The organism is Allobosea sp. 2RAB26, from assembly GCF_052115465.1.
GTDB lineage: Bacteria > Pseudomonadota > Alphaproteobacteria > Rhizobiales > Beijerinckiaceae > Allobosea.
The window spans coordinates 322,089-338,365 of sequence record NZ_JBFRGS010000005.1 but is presented as its reverse complement, the minus strand read 5'-3'; the positions used below and the strand labels follow the sequence as shown (position 1 = coordinate 338,365).

The window sequence follows — 16,277 nt, the reverse complement described above, 5'->3', positions numbered from 1 at the left end:
GCCTTCCCCTCGCGCAACGCCGGCATTCGTGTGCCGGCGCGCCGTCACACGAGTCCCTGCAATGATCCAACCGAACTACATCGGCGGAGAGTGGCGTCACGCAAGTGAAGCGATCGCCAACATCAATCCGTCGAACACCAATGACATCGTCGCCCACTACGCGCAGGCCACTCATGCCGACGTGCAGGACGCCATCGACGCGGCTGCGACAGCCTTCCCGGCCTGGTCGCGCTCATCGATCCAGCTCCGGCACGATATCCTGAAGGGTATTGGCGACGAGATCCTCGCTCGCAAGGACGAACTCGGGATGCTGCTTTCCCGCGAGGAGGGCAAGGTGCTGGCGGACGGCATCGGTGAGGTCGTGCGGGCCGGGCAGATCTTCCACTTCTTTGCCGGTGAGTGCCTGCGCCTGGCAGGCGACAGGTTGGCCTCGATGCGTCCCGGCGTCGAGGTCGACATTACCCGGGAGCCTGTCGGCGTCGTCGGGCTGATCACGCCCTGGAACTTTCCGATCGCGATTCCTGCCTGGAAGATCGCGCCTGCCCTCGCCTACGGCAACTGCATCGTCCTCAAACCGGCCGAACTGGTGCCGGGCTCCGCGCATGCGCTGGCTGACATCCTTGCCAGAGCCGGCCTTCCGGCCGGCGTCTTCAACCTCGTGATGGGATCGGGATCTGTCGTCGGCGAAGCGATCCTGCGCAGCGATAACGTGGACGCAATCTCCTTCACCGGCTCTGTCACCACCGGCCGCAAGGTCGCAGAGGCCTGTGTCGCATCCGACCGGATGAAGAAGATGCAGCTCGAAATGGGCGGCAAGAACCCGCTTGTCGTGCTCGACGATGCCGATATCGAACTGGCGGTTGGGTGTGCGCTCAATAGCGCCTTCTACCAGACCGGGCAGCGTTGCACCGCAGCGTCCCGGCTGATCGTCACCGACAAGATCCATGACAGCTTCGTAGAGCGCCTGATCGATGCCATGCACGGGCTCGTCGTCGACGATGCGCTCAAGCCGGAAGCAAGCATCGGACCCGTGGTCGACCAGAGGCAGCTCGATCAGGACCTGCGCTATCTCCGCCTTGGTCAGGAGGAAGGCGGCCGGCTTGCGTGCGGCGGTGAGGTTCTCGCGCGGGCCACGCCAGGATTCTATCTATCGCCGGCGCTGTTCACCGAGATCGACCAGACCATGCGGATCGCCCGCGAGGAGGTCTTCGGGCCAGTCGCAGCAGTCATCCGCGTCAAGGACTATGACGCCGCGCTTGCCGCCGCCAACGATACAAGGTTCGGCCTCTCGGCCGGCATCTGCACGACGAGCCTCAAATATGCGAGCCACTTCAAACGCAACGCAGAGGCCGGAACGGTCATGGTCAATCTTCCGACCGCCGGCACGGATTACCACGCGCCCTTCGGTGGCCGCAAAGGTTCGTCCTACGGCCCCCGGGAACAGGGCCGCTACGCGCAGGAATTCTACACGACCGTGAAGACCGCCTACACGCTTCCGGCCTAGCCGCCGGAGGGTGGAGAATCGGCTGGCCGAATCACGGGCATTTTTCCGAGGTCCACTGCGCCGGGATGGCCGACGTCCGGCGCAGGCCGCGACGGGGGCATCGTCAGCACGCCGGTGCGAGCCATTCAGTCTCGACATGGCCTTCGGCTGGTCCCTGCCCGCACCTCGGTTTCGGGGCAGGTCTATCGTTGTGCCCTCTGCCAACTCTTGGTGCCCGCCCCAAACCTTCTCCAAAGCCATGTCATGAAGCCGCGTTGCTTGCTGCGGCTGTGGCCTGATCCACGCCGATACGCTTCGTTGCACGAACGCCCGCACGATCGGCGCATGCAGCATTGGCCATTCTGCAGCGCCCAGTTGACGCTTTCGCTGGCCCATGCCTTGCTGACGGCTGCTTGAGGGAAAAGCAGGGGGCGCAAGACCCCCGGAACATTATCAACGGCCTGTCGGCGGAGGGTATTTATGAACGAACACGACCTGCGAGGTTTGATCGCGGATGTGAAGGAAGGTGGCCTGTCGCGGCGCTCCTTCGTGCAGAAGATGGTGGCGCTGGGACTGAGCGCACCGATCGCAACCCAGATGTTGGCCTGGAACGGCGTCGCGATGGCCCAGTCGGCCGACGACTACAAGCCGACCAAGGCCGGTGGCGGCGGGCCGCTGAAGATCCTGCTCTGGCAGGCACCGACCCTGCTGAACCCGCATTTCGCCAGCGGCACCAAGGACCAGATCGCCTCGCGCGTTTTCTTCGAGCCGCTCGCCGGCTGGGACAAGGACGGCAATCTCGTTCCCCAACTCGCCGCCGAGATCCCGACCAAGGCCAATGGCGGAGTGTCTGCCGACGGCAAGGAAGTGATCTGGAAGCTGAAGCAGGGCGTCAAATGGCATGACGGCAAGCCGTTCACCGCTGACGACGTCGTCTTCACTTGGGAATATGCCGCCGATCCGGCCACCGCCGCCTACACCACCGGCGCCTACAAGGACATCAAGGTCGAGAAGATCGACTCCCACACCGTCAAGATCATCTTCAAGGATCCGACGCCGTTCTGGGCCGATGCCTTCGTCGGCGTCGCCGGCATGATCATCCCGAAGCACCATTTCGGCGATTACAAGGGCGCCAAGTCGCGCGAAGCCCCGGCCAATCTGAAGCCCGTTGGCACCGGCCCCTACAAATTCGTCGAGTTCAAGCCCGGCGACCTGCTCACGGGCGAACGAAACCCCGACTATCACGTCAAGAACAAGCCGCATTTCGACACGCTCGAAGTCAAGGGTGGCGGTGACGCGGTCTCGGCCGCGCGCGCCGTGCTCCAGACCGGCGAATACGACTATGCCTGGAACATGCAGGTCGAGGACGAGATCCTCAAGCGCATGGAAACCGGCGGGCGCGGGCGCGTGGTGGTGGTTCCTGGTGGCGACGTCGAGTTCATCATCCTCAACCCAACGGACCCGTGGACCGAGGTCGACGGCGAACGTTCGAGCGTCAAGACCAAGCATCCGACGCTCAGCGATCCGGCCGTGCGCCAGGCGATCAACCTGCTGATCGACCGCGACTCGATCCAGAAGTTCATCTATGGCCGCGGCGGCACCGCGACGGCGAGCTTCGTCAACGAGCCGAAGCAGTTCAAGTCGCCGAAGCTGAAGTATGAATTCAGCGTCGAGAAGGCCAACAAGATCCTCGACGACGCCGGCTGGAAGAAGGGCGCCGACGGCATCCGCGAGAAGGATGGCAAGAAGCTCAAATACGTCTTCCAGACCTCGATCAACGCGCCGCGCCAGAAGACCCAGGCCATCATCAAGCAGGCCTGCCAGCGTGCCGGCATCGATCTCGAACTGAAGTCGGTGACCGCGTCCGTGTTCTTCTCCTCGGACGTCTCCAATCCCGACACCTACACCAAGCTCTACTGCGACATGGAGATGTACACCACGACGCAGCCGCAGCCGGATCCGGAGCGTTTCCTGAACCAGTTCGTGTCCTGGGAAATCGCCAACAAGGAGAACAAGTGGCTCGGCCGCAACGTCTCGCGCTATGGCAGCAAGGAAGCGGATGAGGCCTACAAGGCTGCGCAGAAGGAGTTCGACCCTGTGAAGCGCGCCGCGCTGCTGATCAAGGTCAATGAGATCTTCTGCGAGGCCAACATCATCCTGCCGCTCCTGTCGCGCACGATCGTCGGCGCGTCGGCGAACAACCTCGTGCCCGATATTTCGGGCTGGGAAGTCACGACCTGGAACCTTGCGAGCTGGTACCGCACCTAGAGCATGCTGCGAAAAAGTGGCAACGGTTTTTCGCGCTAAGCATGCTCTAAACTATGAGAGTCGATCACGTTTTCTGCGTTTGGACAATTTGGTCCAAACGCAGCGTGATCTAGCCGTCCAGCGCTCCGGGACCGAATCTGGTCCATCGCTTCACCGCCCGCTCCCATTTGGATGGGAGCGGGCGGAACTCTGATCATCCGATGACAGGGGACGGAAGCCGGCTTGATCCGTCGGCACCATTCATGAAGGCTGCACCGTGCCCGACCTGATCCCGAATTTGCCCGATGTCGTTGCCGAAATCAGCGCATTGTTCGAACGCTACGAGCAAGCCCTGATCGACAAGGATGTGGCTGTGCTGGATGCCGCATTCTGGGACAGTCCACACACCATCCGCTACGCGTTGCACGAGAATGGCTATGGCTTCTCGGAGATCCACGCCCACCGCGTTGCTCGCCCGCCGGGGCCCGGCATCAAGGAAGAGCGGCTGCGGCTGGCGATTCTCACTCTGGGACGCGACATTGCCACGGTGAACCTGGAATTCAAGGTCCGCGGGCAGGACATGGTCGGCCGGCAGAGCCAGACCTGGGCGCGCTTCCCCGATCTCGGCTGGAAGGTGATCTCCGCTCATGTTTCAACGATGGAGGGACCGCGGCTCTGGTGAGCTGTTGCGACCCCTGTTTCGCTTTGACAGTCGGCCTCCCTGGTTCCCTCGTCAGCTTCCAATGGCGCTTGCCCTCAGCGCGGCAAGCGTCCGGCTGTCGACCGCCACGATCTCCTGCCGAAGCTTGGCGTTCTCCCATTTTGCCTGACCGGGGACACGGATGGCATTAGTACCGGGCGCGCGGCGCCCGCTGCTGATGCGCTCCCGCTCGGCGGCGGCACGGCGCGGCAGAGACTCAGCGCCGAAAGCCTGTGGGTTCAGGGTCAGGAACAGAAACGAGCAGTCATTCGGTTGCGCGGCGTCGCCGTAGAGCGCTTTCACCTCGGCTCCCACGGCACCACCGGACAGGAGCCCGCACAGCATGTCGACTGCGAGTGCGAGGGCAAACCCCTTGGGGCCGCCGGTAGGCAGAAGCAGCCCCCTGATTGCCTCGGCAGGGTCGGTGGTCGGAAGCCCCTCCGACGTTACGGCCCAGTTGGCCGGAATCGGCTCGCCGCGCTGCTGGTGATGGCGAATGCGGCCGAGAGCGCCTTCGCTCATGGCGACATCGACCACCACCGCAGGCTCGTCCGCAGTCGGAATGGCAATCGCGATCGGGTTGTTGCCGACAGCCGGCTCGGCCCCGCCGGGGGCCGGCATCAACGGCCGCGTATTCGACATCGCAATCCCGATCATGCCGGCCTCAGCGGCCTGGGCGGCATAGCGGCCGGCAGCGCCGAAATGAAACCCATGACGCACGGCAACCGCGCCGATGCCGAAACTCCGGGCCTTTGCGATAGCCAGGGTCATGGCCTGCTCGGCAGCCAGATGTCCAAGCATGTGACGGCCGTCGAGAACCGCAACGGCGCCATGGTCGCTCACGCACAGAGCTTCGTCATGCGGAGAGACGGATCCCTTGCGCAGGCGTTCGATATAGAGCGGCACATGCATCAGCCCGTGCGAGCTCAGGCCCTGCTGCTCCGCTTCGACCAGGGCTTCCGCAATACGGCTCGCGCCGGCGGGAGAGAGTCCGGCGCCGGCAAAGACAGCGGCAACCTCCGCGACAAGATCGGCAACGCGCATCGGAACGGCGCTTGGCATCTGCGACATCATCAGGCCTGTGACTGTGAAACTCGATCGATCCTAGGAGGGGCTGGATAGCAAAGTATGCGCAGCGCGCTCATTTCATCATGCGAAACGCCGGCGCTTTGAACCATCCCCCTGTCCGGGCCCGCTAGGTTGGGCAGAGATGAACTGGGCAGCGGCGCATGGCGATAACATATGATCTGGTGAAGGAGGTCACGGCCAATCTCTATGACTGGTCGCTGCGCCGGATCCCGGAGACATCGAAGAGCGCCCTGCGCAATGCGGTCGAGAGCGAGACCGTGCCTCATGCACGCAAGACGCTGGCCTTCATGCTCGACAGTGCGGAAACGGCGGAGCGGACCGGGCGCTTCCTGTGCTCGGATGCAGGGGTTCCGAGCTATGCCGTGAAGATCGGATCGGGTGTCCAGATGCGAGGCGACATCCGCCAGGCCATCGTCGATGGCTTCGAGCACCTCGTCCAGACGATCCAGCCGCCGATCCTGCGCTTCGTCACCAATCCGCTGACGAATGAGCGCAGCTACAAGGGCAAGGACATGCCGCTGGTCTCCTATGACCTGCTTGGCGATGTCGACTACATGGATATCACCTGCGCGCCGAAGGCGCTCGGCGGAGGCCGCTGGGCTGCGATCGAGACGCTGGTCAGCCCGAGCCTCGATGAGATCGAACGCTGCATCCTGGAGATGGTCATGCGTGCCGGCGGTCAGCACTGCCCTCCCGTGGTGATCGGCGTCGGCATCGGTGGCACCTTCGACCATGCCGCCAAGCTTTCCAAGGACGCGACGCTGCGGCCATTCGGCCACCATAATCCGGAGCCGATGGTCGCCGATATGGAGGAGCGCCTGACAAGGGCGGTCAACCAGACCGGTTTCGGGCCAATGGGCGTCGGCGGCTCGACCACGACCTTCGGTGTGCATGTCGAGTACGCGTCAGGCCACGGTTTCACCCCTGTCGCAGTCTCCTTCAATTGCTGGATCAACCGGCGGACGCGCGCGAAGATCCATGATTCAGGCGTTGTGGAGCGGATCGAATGAGCTCCTTCGACCTGCCCCGCCTGAAGCTGCCGCTGACACCTGCCGCGGCTCGGGCTCTGAAGCTGGGCGATCTCTTCCTGCTCGATGGCGACGCGGTGGCGACAGTCGGCATGCCCACGCAGAAGCGCATGGTGTCCGAGGTGGCGGCCGGTCGCGAGATGCCGACACCGATGCGGGGCAGCGCATTCTTCCATATGGGCGTCAGCTATGACGAAGTGGATGGCAGGCCGGGACGCCTCCATTATGTCAATCCAACGACCTCGAGCCGCTTCAACGGCCTGATGCCTGCCTTGATCCGGGAGCTCGGCCTGACCTCCGTCGGCGGCAAGGGCGGATTGTCACGCGAAAGCGCTGACGCCATGCGCGAGGTCGGCTGCGTCTATTTCTCCTTCGTCGGTGGCGCGTCGGCGCTGCTCAGCGAAGGCGTCGAAGAGGTCGTGGACAGCGCCTGGAACGACCTGATCATGCAGTTCCGGCTGAACCGCGTCAGGCTCGGAGGATTCGGACCGGTGACGGTTGCGATCGATGCCCATGGCAACTCCATCTATGAGCGCCTGATGACCTCCGCCCAGGCGCGCCTGCCGGAGATCCTGCAGGGCCTGCGGGCTCCCACCTCCCCCGTCGACGAGAAACACTGATGCAAGCGATTGAGATCACCCGGCCCGGTGGGCCGGAGGTGCTGGCCTTTTGCGAGCGCGCGTCCCCTGCGCTTGGCCCCAATGACGTCCTCATCCGGGTCCGGGCCGCGGCCGTGAACCGCCCGGATGTGCAGCAGCGGCGCGGGCTCTATCCGCCACCGCCCGGCGCGACCGACCTGCCTGGCCTCGACGTTGCAGGCATCGTCGAAGCCGTCGGCGCGGAGGTGGAATGGCCCAGGGCGGGTGACGCAGTCTGCGCGCTCGCCAATGGCGGCGGATATGCCGAGCTCTGCGCCGTGCCCGCGGTTCAGTGCATGCCCATGCCGAAGGGAGCGAGCTTCACTGAAGCTGCGGCACTGCCCGAGGCTTTCTTCACCGCCTGGAACAATGTGATCTGGCTTGGACGGCTCGCGGAAGGTGAAACGCTGCTCGTGCAAGGGGGCACCAGCGGCGTCGGCATGGCAGCGATCCAGATCGCCAAGAGCTTGCGGCAGGCCCGCGTGATCGCGACGGCAGGGACAGGCGCGAAGCTCGACATCTGCCGGGAGATCGGCGCCGATCACGCAGTGAATTATCGCGAGGACTGGGCGGCCGAGATTGTTGCGGCAATCGGCGCAGAGCAGGTCGACGTCGCGCTCGACGCGCAGGCCGGCCCCTACACCGAGAAGCAGCTGCAGCTGCTTGCGCCCGACGGCCGCGTCGTGCTGATCGCCAGCCATCTCGGCCAGATGGCGGAAGTCAATGTCCGCAACATCGTCCGGCGTCGCCTGACCCTGACAGGTTCGACCCTGCGCCCGCGTCCTGCGGCCTATAAGGGGCGGATCGCGTCGGAGCTTGTCGCCCATGTCTGGCCGTTGCTCGAGAGCGGTCGCATTCGCAACCACATCTGCGCAACCTTCGATTGGCGCGATGTACGGGACGCCCATGCCCTGATGGACGCCGGCGAACAGGTGGGCAAGGTCGTCCTCACGCTCGATAGCTGACACCAGCGTTTGACATCGCTTCGGGCAGCAGGTCTCCTTGGCATCGAGCAGGCGGATGCCCCAGCATCACGCATAACAATCCGTCTGGCTGGGACCGCCTCTTGCCCTCGTTCACTCCCGTCCAGTCCGTCGTCAAGGCGCTCGACCTTCTCGCTGAAATCAACCGCAGCGGATTGGCGACGGTCGGCGATCTCCATCGGCGAACGGGCCTGCCCAAGCCGACGATCGTGCGGCTCCTCGAAACGCTCATCGCCACCGGCTATGTCATGCGCGACAGCCGTGTGCGGGGATATCAGGTGACCTCCGGCGTGAACCGCCTAAGCGCCGGCTTCCACGGTGCGCCGATGGTGATCGAGGCCGCGCGCCCGTGGGCGACGGCCCTTACCCGGCAAATCAAATGGCCCTGCGCCGTCTGCGTCCTCGACTACGACGCCGTGATCGTACGGTTCAGCACCATACCCGACAGTCCGATTTCCCCGTTCCACGCCACGCTCGGCCATCGGCTAAGCCTGGGAGGGCGCGCGCTCGGGCGGGCCTATCTCGCATTCTGTCCCGAAGAGGAGCGCACGATCATGCGCTCTGCAATGCTGGCTTCCCCGGACCCCGAGAACAGCGGCCTCGGCGACGAGGATTTGGAACGGCTGATCGCCCAGGCACGCTGGCGCGGCTATACCGAGCGCGACCCTGCCGTCGAGCCGCGCACTTCTGCGACGATTGCCGTTCCCATCATGCTGGGCGAGCGCGTGCTCGCGACCTTCGGCGTCACCTTCTTCCGGTCCGTCGTGGCGACGCCCGATGACCGCGCGCGGATCATCCATCCCCTGAAGAAGGCGGCGGCAAGCATCGAGACGCAACTCAAGGCGCTGTCGCAATCAATGGGCGTCGCGTTTCAGGATGAGAAATAGGCCGCCTTCCCAACCTCCATCGCCAGGAAGCCGCGCATAGTTCCGGGGCACAACCGCGCCGAACGATCGGTTGCCGCTCCGGAGGAACAGCCACCATGTCATTGTATTCTCGCCGCGCGTTCGCGGCGTCGCTCGTCGGCCTCGGTGCTCTGGCGAGCACGCGGGGCGCGCTCGGTCAGAGCTGGCCGGCACGGCCGGTGACCATCATCGTGCCCTTCCCGGCCGGCGCGGCCACCGATGTCGTGGCCCGCCTGCTCGCGGAGAGGCTCCGCGCAGAGCTGGGGCAAGGTTTCATCGTCGAAAACAAACCTGGTGCCGGCGGAAACCTCGCCGCGGCCAGCGTCGTGCGCGCCGCCCCCGACGGGCATACGCTGTTCGTCTCCTCGTCTGGGCCGCTCGTCACCAACAAGCTGCTCTACAAGACACTCAGCTTCGACCCGCTCGTCGATTTCGAGCCGATCGCCATGATCGGAGATGTGCAGGTTGTGGTGGCGACGCACCCTTCCCTGCCAGTCAAGACACTGTCCGAGCTGATCGCCTACGGCAAAGCCAATCCGGGCAAGCTCACATTCGGAAGCCCGGGCTTCGGCCTGATGGGGCACATCGCCGGCGAACTGATCCAGCGCAAGGGCGGTTTCCAGATGACCCATGTGCCCTATCGCGGTTCTGCGCCGCTTGCGACCGATCTCCTCGCAGGAATCGTCAATGTCGCCGTCGATTTCCTTCCGCCCTATATTCCACATGTGAAATCCGGAGCCATCCGCGCACTCGCAGTCACGGCCGAAGAGCGGGCGCCGCAACTGCCCGATGTGCCGACCCTGTCGGAAGCGGGACTGACGGGAGTCAACGCCTCCTCCTGGTATGCGATCGTTGGTCCCAAGGGCCTTCCCGAGCCGATCTCACGCCGGATCAGCACGATCGTGAACGATTATGTGCTGAGCGCGGAGGGCCGCGCGAAGCTCGATCCGATCGGCGTGCGCTCGCTCGGCGGCGGACCGGACGTCGTCCGGAAAGCCCAGGCGCAGGAAATCGCCAAATGGAGCGAGGTCATCCGCACGGCTGCGATCGCCCTCGACTAAACCTTCGCCGCAAAGAAAAACCCCAGGTGAGCGCTACCGCTCACCCGGGGTTTTGCATGCTCAGGATCAGGCGGCGTTCGGCGAAACAACGTCGAGATTCAGCAATGCCGCCGCATGTCCGCCGATCATGGTCCTGATGTCCTTCTCCGCGAATTGCAGGTCGAGCAGCCCACCGACGATCTCGCGGTAGCCATCGACCGGGCGTGGCGAACCGAGCAAGCCGAGATCGGAGCACAGCAGGGTGCGTTCGACACCGGCGACCTCGATCAGATGAGCGAGGTCGGACATCTCGTATTTCTTCGAGCGCCCTTCGACGAACATGCAGATCGAGTGCTCCATATAGGCACCGAGCGAAACGAGCTGGCGGATGTCGGCATCCGTGCAGCCCACGATATAGGTCGGGTGGTTGACGATCATCTTGCGGACGCCGCGCGCACGCGCTTCCTCGAACACGAGGTGGAGTTCAGAGGCATGGAGGTGGCCACCCGCGAGAACGATGTCCCCCTCGGCAATCAGGTCGAGGATCTGCTTGACCGCGTCCGTCACCGTGCCGCTCGCATCGAGTGAGGTGAGCGGCAGCGCATCCAGCATCTTCCCTGCGGTCTTGGGGAAGGTCTTGACGGCGCCTGACGCCAGGACCGCGATATGGTTCGCGGCCGAGAGGGTCGGCAACCAGACGATCTTGCCGCCGATCTTGATGCAATGGTCGACGGCATGCGGATTGAACCCGCCCGAGGCATTGTTCAGCGCCACGCCGGAAAACAGCTTCAAGCCATTGTCGGGGAAGAGCTTCTCCAGCATCACGGCATGCGAGGTGCCGAGGTAGAAATGGTCCTTGTAGACAAGCGCGCGGAACTTCGCGGAGGCAGCGTCGAGCATGGCCTCATGATGGTCGAGGATGCGCGGCATCGCGGCGGGGCCGCTGTGACAGTGCAGATCGACCGCACCGACGAGCAGATCCGCGACCTGCCGGGCACGGTCGATTTGGGGGGCCTTGTCGAGAAGCATGCTGAAGTCCTCAGGGCGTTTCGCCGGGCATTGGATAATCTGCGGCGTTGATCACCCAACCGGGCTTTTCCGAGAAATCCATGCGTGGTGGTGAGAAGATGTCGATCATCTGATTCAGGCCGGGCAGCACCGACCGGGACGTGTGGATTGAAGGCGGGGGGATGACCGTCAGCGACGGAGCCGCCATCAACTCGTGCTCGTCCTCGCGCCAGATCCTCATATCCGGCGTCCAGGGCCAGCGGATATCGTGGATGTAGGCGCCGTCGATGACGAGTGAGCCCTGCTCGAAATCGTCATGGTGATGCGGCGAGAGCTTGGTGATGTCGCGCAGCCCGAGCCGCGGGTCGAGCACGTTCACCATCAGCGTCGTGCAGCGAAAAATCCGGCCGAAGCGGCTCTCGCCCCCCTCGCCTTCCAGGCTGTAGCGCCGCAGTTTCCAGCCACCGCGCGGCTCGGGCCAAGGCTCCAGGAGCGCGACATTGGCGTGCGGCTCGGCATAGGACGAGGCATTGGAGCAGGCCGCCGCCAGATCGGCCGCAGCAGTGGAGAAGATCCGGATGACGCGGCCATCCCCGGCTGCCGTGACCTCGGAATCTCCCGGCGGTACGAACAGGATGGATGCGCCTGGCGCGGCGAGGCTCTCCCCGCGGGCAGAGAGCGACGCGCCCATGGCAGCGTCCGGCAGGATCACGCAATACTCATCCGGCTGGCCAATGCGCGCCAGACTCGCCCCCGCGCGCACCTCCGAATAGGCGACGATGAAATTCTGCCCGCGCGCGATCCAGGTGCGGGCATCGGACCCGGCCTCCTGCGGCTCCTGCGCATAGAAGCGCGCATAATCCGCGCCGGCATAGGACGAAACGGGCGAAGCCTTGGCAGGCGCCCCGGTCGCGAGTTTGGCGCGGGGGTCGGTGGGGTGGAACATCGAAAATCTCTCCAGTTCAGCCGACGGCAGCCTGAGAAGCACGGGTTTTCATCGCCGACATCTCGCTGAATGCGTGGCCGGCCGCTTTCCTCAGGAAGCCCTGGTCGGACGAGACGATGAAGGCGCTTGCACCGCGCTCGGCAAAATCGGCGGCCTCATCGGCGCCGTCGGTCATGACGCAGACTGGCTTGTTCGCCCGTTTCGCTGCGGCGATGATCCTGTCCACCGCATCGCGGACCACAGGCGCGTCCCGTGTCGGCGCACCGAAAGCAACCGTAAGGTCGCCGCGGCCAATGAAGACGGCGTCGAGCCCATCGACGGCGAGGATCGCGTCGATCTCCTCGAGTGCAGCGGGATCCTCGATCATCGCGATGGCGGCCGTGGCGGCGTCGGCCGCATCGACATGGTTCCACATCTTCAAGGCGCCGTAACCGCCGGCCCGGGTCACGCCCGAAAATCCGCGCGCACCGCCCCGATAGCGGCAGGCGGCAGCAAGGATACGGGCCTGCGCGACACTCGAGACATGCGGCGCCAGGACACCGACTGCGCCGCAATCCAGGACCGACAGGATCGCGTCATGCGAAAGCACCGGAACACGCACGACCCCGGCGACCCCGGCAGCCCGGGCCGCGAGAAGCGCCACATCGGTAGAGCCCCTATCGAAGGGGGCATGCTCCTGGTCGATGACGACGAAGTCGAAGCCGACTGCGCCGAGGATCTCGATGGCGTGGCCGGTCGGTGTCTTGATGAAGCTGCCGATCAAGGACTCGCGATCGAGCAAGCGGCGCCGGAAGGAATTGTGGGGCGTGTTCTGCATGGACTCGGCACGGGATCGAGCGGCTGGGATGCGTCATCATCGCATCCGGCACCGGCGCAGCATGGCGATCTCCGCGCATTTCGCACTGTGAAATGGCGCGCGCGGCGCCCGTCGTTTCAAACAATGAAACGAACAAAGAACCCCGTTGTGGTCGGCCGATGGATCGCCCACCACCACAGACAAATGGGGAGGACCATCACATGCACGCTCGCTTGACCACGGCCTTGGGCTTCACTCTGGCGCTGGCGGTTTCCGCCCAGGCCGGCACACTCGAAAAGGTCCGCGAGCGCGGTCAGCTGCTCTGCGGCGTCAGCCCGGGTGTGGCGGGCTTCTCCGTCCCGGACGAGGCCGGTCGCTGGACCGGATTCGATGTCGACCTGTGCCGGGCCGTCGCCGCCGCCACATTGGGCGACGCAAGCAAGGTCAAGTTCATCCCCCTCAGCCCGAAGGACAGGTTCGTCTCGCTGCAGAGCGGCGAAATCGACGTGCTCTCCCGCCAGGCGACCTGGACGCTCTCGCGCGACACGCAACTCGGTCTGCGCTTCGCCGGGATCAACTACTATGACGGCCAGGGCTTCATGATCCGCAAGTCGCTCAACGCGGGCTCCGCCAAGGAGCTTGGCGGCGCGTCGGTGTGCGTACCGACCGGTACGACCACGGAACTGAACATCGCCGACTTCTTTCGCGCGAATGGGATGAAGTACGAGTCCGTCAGCTTTGAATCCGGCGACCAGGCTGCCAAGGCCTTCGAGTCGGGACGCTGCGACGTCTTCAGCAACGACGTCTCGGCGCTGTCGGCCTACAGGCTGAAGCTGGTCAACCCGGCAGAATTCGTGATCCTGCCCGAACTGATCTCGAAGGAGCCGCTCGGTCCAGTCGTGAGGCAGGGCGACGAGGCCTGGAACAGCATCGTCCGCTGGTCCTATTTTGCGATGGTTGCTGCGGAAGAGCTTGGCGTCAGCTCGGCCAATGCCGACCAGCTCGCCGCCTCCGGTTCCCCCGAGGTGCGCCGCCTGCTTGGCAGCGAGGGCAAGTTCGGCGAGCCAATGGGCCTGAAGAACGATTGGGCGATGCAGATCGTCAAGCAGGTCGGCAATTACGGCGAATCCCACGACCGCAATGTCGGCGCGGGCTCGCGGCTGGGGATCGCGCGCGGGCTGAACAATCTCTGGAGCAAGGGCGGTCTGCAATATTCGCCGCCGGTACGCTGACCATCCGCGTTGCCGCGCCCACTACGGAGAAAGCTGTGTCGAACCCCACCGTCATCCCGGTTCCGCGTATCGCACGCCTGCAGAACGTCCCGGCGCGCCGCACCCCCGCCCCCATTGAGGGAGCACCGCCGCCGGTGAGCCTGCATCTCAACGAGTCCTCGGAGCCGCCCGCTCCGAGTGTCGTGGCGGCGATGTGCGCCGCCGCCGGCCAGGTGAACCGCTACCCCGATCATGACGGCGCCTCGCTGATCGAAGCGCTGGCTTCGCGCCTTGCCGTACCGCCAGCACAGATCGTGCTGGGGGCCGGCTCGAACGAACTCCTCTTCGCCAGCGCCGAATTGGCCCTCGACGCGGACGACGAGGCGGTGGCGCCGCATCCTGGCTTTCCAGCCTATGCCAAGGGCGCCGCGATGCGCGGCGCAAAGCTCGTATCTGTTCCGAACCGGCGCGATGGCCTCGTCGACGTCGTGGGCACCCTGGGCGCCATCACCGACCGGACACGCCTCGTCTTCGTCGCCTCGCCGCATAACCCGACCGGCGGCATGCTCGACGAGGCCGAAGTGGAGCAACTCGTCGCCGGCGTCCCGGATCATGCCCTGCTGCATTTCGACGAGGCCTATTTCGAGTTCGGCCATCATGCCGGCGGGCCCGACGTGCTCGCCATCCTGCGCCGCCGCAGCGGCCCCTGGATCTCGACGCGCACCTTCTCGAAGGCATTCGGTCTTGCCGGCATCCGCGTCGGATACGGCATCGTCGGCTCACCGGCGCTGGCTGATTCCTATCGCAAGATCCGCACCAATTTCAGCGTCAACGCCGTGGCGTTGGCGGGAGCCGAAGCGGCATTGAAGGAGCCCGCCTATCTCACCGACCTGCTCAGCAGGACCGCGGACGGCCGCGACTGGCTGGCGGACCAGTTGAAGGATCTTGGCTTCGTGGCCTTGCCCAGCGCGGCGAATTTCCTGGCGGTCCTCACGCCCGCACCGGCCGCCGAATTCTTCTCGGCGCTGAAGGCGGCAAACATCCACATCATGATGTTCGATGTCCCCGGTACACAGGGAGCCCTGCGCATTTCGATCGGCGCAAGGGATGAGATGGCTGCCCTGGTCGCGGTGCTGAAGCGGGCCGTCGGCTGACCAAACGCAGGCGTTTCATTGTTCCTGGCGGCGCCCGGCAGGCGCCGCTTCGTGCTGCAGCGCTCCGGCGAGAGCCGACGCGAGGATGGCGCCTCCGCCAARGGCCATTACGGCACCTTCTTCGGCCACCGCGATGCTGTCCTGGGACAAACACATGCTGCTCCGCCCCACGTCGCGGAGCGTCAACCTGGAGCTTGACTAGCCGCGGCCTCACGCCGTCGGCAGCGACAACAGACCTCGCGCCTCTGCGACCGACGCCACGTGGCGGTCATAGCTGCCTGCCATCTCGGCGATGCGCTTCACGAGGGCGGCATTGGACGGCGCGAGCGTGTCGCGATCGAGGCGGACATTGTCCTCCAGCCCCGTGCGGCAGTGACCGCCGAGTTCGAGTGACCAGCGGTTCAGCGTGATCTGGTCGCGCCCGATTCCGGCGCCCGTCCAGGTCGCGTCGGGCGCCAGCCGCTTCAATGTCGCGATGTAGAACTCGAACGCAGCGCGATCGACCGGCATCGCGTTCTTCACGCCCATCACGAACTGGACATGCAGGGGCCCCTTGATCGCGCCCGCGATACCCATCTCGGCAGCCTTGAAGATCATCGAGAGATCGAAGGCTTCGATCTCGGGCTTGACGCCGTGTGTCAGCATCTCCGCCGCCAGCCAGTCGACGAGATCCGGGCTGTTCTCATAGACCCGCGTCGGAAAATTGCATGAGCCCGTCGAAAGCGAGCACATGTCCGGCTTGAGCGGGATCATGCCCCCGCGTTCCCTGCCCGCCCCAGAGCGCCCTCCGGTGGAGAGCTGCACGATGATGCCCGGGCAATATTTGCGCAGCCCCTCGAGCAGGCGGCCAAAGCGCTCAGGGTCGGAGGTCGGCGTGCCCTCGTCGGTGCGGACATGGCAATGCGCCAGCGTCGCCCCCGCCTCGAAGGCCTCCTGCGTCGACTCGACCTGCTCGGCAATCGTGATCGGAACGGCGGGATTGTCGCGCTTGGTCGGCAGCGAGCCGGTAATCGCGACAGTGATGATGCAGGGTGTGGTCATGGCAGCGC

At 65.0% G+C, this 16,277-nt stretch carries 15 protein-coding genes; 10 read left to right on the top strand and 5 right to left on the bottom strand.

What is annotated here, in order from left to right:
• Positions 1–61 precede the first annotated feature (61 nt).
• The 3 genes from AB4118_RS12020 (at position 62) to hpxZ (ending at position 4,412) form a co-directional block, all read left to right on the top strand.
• On the top strand, positions 62–1,504 hold the full coding sequence (locus AB4118_RS12020; RefSeq protein ID WP_441489934.1) for an aldehyde dehydrogenase family protein: 1,443 nt from the start codon (positions 62–64) through the stop codon (positions 1,502–1,504).
• A gap of 459 nt (positions 1,505–1,963) precedes the next feature.
• Positions 1,964–3,751 (top strand): peptide ABC transporter substrate-binding protein, encoded by a 1,788-nt coding sequence (locus AB4118_RS12015; RefSeq protein WP_441489933.1) that lies wholly within the window; start codon positions 1,964–1,966, stop codon positions 3,749–3,751.
• 256 nt (positions 3,752–4,007) lie between these two features.
• Positions 4,008–4,412, top strand: a complete 405-nt coding sequence (gene hpxZ, locus AB4118_RS12010) for an oxalurate catabolism protein HpxZ (RefSeq protein ID WP_441489932.1) — start codon at positions 4,008–4,010, stop codon at positions 4,410–4,412.
• A gap of 51 nt (positions 4,413–4,463) precedes the next feature.
• Here hpxZ and AB4118_RS12005 read toward each other — a convergent pair whose 3' ends face one another.
• Positions 4,464–5,492, bottom strand: coding sequence for an Ldh family oxidoreductase (locus AB4118_RS12005; RefSeq protein ID WP_441489931.1), 1,029 nt, complete (start codon positions 5,490–5,492; stop codon positions 4,464–4,466).
• Positions 5,493–5,659: 167 nt separating this feature from the next.
• Between AB4118_RS12005 and AB4118_RS12000 the strand changes: the two genes are divergently transcribed.
• The 5 genes from AB4118_RS12000 to AB4118_RS11980 all read left to right on the top strand — a co-directional run bounded on the left by AB4118_RS12000 (position 5,660) and on the right by AB4118_RS11980 (position 10,134).
• Positions 5,660–6,529: a fumarate hydratase gene (locus AB4118_RS12000; protein ID WP_441489930.1), complete on the top strand. Its 870-nt coding sequence runs from the start codon at positions 5,660–5,662 to the stop codon at positions 6,527–6,529.
• Positions 6,526–7,167 carry a fumarate hydratase C-terminal domain-containing protein gene (locus AB4118_RS11995; protein ID WP_441489929.1) on the top strand — a complete coding sequence of 214 codons (642 nt, stop codon included), beginning with the start codon at positions 6,526–6,528 and terminating at the stop codon, positions 7,165–7,167. Before AB4118_RS12000 ends, AB4118_RS11995 begins: the two co-directional genes overlap by 4 nt.
• On the top strand, positions 7,167–8,150 hold the full coding sequence (locus tag AB4118_RS11990; RefSeq protein ID WP_441489928.1) for an NAD(P)H-quinone oxidoreductase: 984 nt from the start codon (positions 7,167–7,169) through the stop codon (positions 8,148–8,150). The genes AB4118_RS11995 and AB4118_RS11990 overlap by 1 nt, the downstream gene beginning before the upstream one ends.
• 101 nt (positions 8,151–8,251) lie before the next feature.
• Positions 8,252–9,055, top strand: coding sequence for a DNA-binding transcriptional regulator (locus tag AB4118_RS11985; protein WP_441489927.1), 804 nt, complete (start codon positions 8,252–8,254; stop codon positions 9,053–9,055).
• A 95-nt stretch (positions 9,056–9,150) separates the two neighbouring features.
• Positions 9,151–10,134, top strand: coding sequence for a Bug family tripartite tricarboxylate transporter substrate binding protein (locus AB4118_RS11980; RefSeq protein WP_441478970.1), 984 nt, complete (start codon positions 9,151–9,153; stop codon positions 10,132–10,134).
• 66 nt (positions 10,135–10,200) lie between these two features.
• Here AB4118_RS11980 and AB4118_RS11975 read toward each other — a convergent pair whose 3' ends face one another.
• The 3 genes from AB4118_RS11975 to AB4118_RS11965 are packed head-to-tail and all read right to left on the bottom strand — an operon-like array spanning position 10,201 to position 12,884.
• A complete protein-coding gene (locus AB4118_RS11975) occupies positions 10,201–11,142 on the bottom strand; it encodes a DUF6282 family protein (protein WP_441489926.1) in 942 nt (313 codons plus the stop codon).
• Between the two features lie 10 nt (positions 11,143–11,152).
• Positions 11,153–12,067 (bottom strand): cupin domain-containing protein, encoded by a 915-nt coding sequence (locus AB4118_RS11970; RefSeq protein WP_441489925.1) that lies wholly within the window; start codon positions 12,065–12,067, stop codon positions 11,153–11,155.
• Between the two features lie 16 nt (positions 12,068–12,083).
• Positions 12,084–12,884, bottom strand: a complete 801-nt coding sequence (locus tag AB4118_RS11965; protein WP_441489924.1) for an HpcH/HpaI aldolase family protein — start codon at positions 12,882–12,884, stop codon at positions 12,084–12,086.
• Positions 12,885–13,084: 200 nt separating this feature from the next.
• Here AB4118_RS11965 and AB4118_RS11960 point away from each other — a divergent pair, with 200 nt between their 5' ends.
• Together AB4118_RS11960 and AB4118_RS11955 are read left to right on the top strand one after the other, a co-directional pair.
• The gene (locus AB4118_RS11960; RefSeq protein WP_441489923.1) at positions 13,085–14,095 is read left to right on the top strand and encodes an amino acid ABC transporter substrate-binding protein; all 1,011 of its coding nucleotides are present in this window, start codon (positions 13,085–13,087) and stop codon (positions 14,093–14,095) included.
• Between the two features lie 35 nt (positions 14,096–14,130).
• Entirely contained in the window at positions 14,131–15,228 is a 1,098-nt protein-coding gene (locus AB4118_RS11955; RefSeq protein WP_441489922.1) for a pyridoxal phosphate-dependent aminotransferase, read from the top strand.
• 210 nt (positions 15,229–15,438) lie between these two features.
• Here AB4118_RS11955 and AB4118_RS11950 read toward each other — a convergent pair whose 3' ends face one another.
• Positions 15,439–16,269 (bottom strand): 3-oxoadipate:acetyl-CoA acetyltransferase, encoded by an 831-nt coding sequence (locus AB4118_RS11950; protein ID WP_441489921.1) that lies wholly within the window; start codon positions 16,267–16,269, stop codon positions 15,439–15,441.
• Positions 16,270–16,277 lie beyond the last annotated feature (8 nt).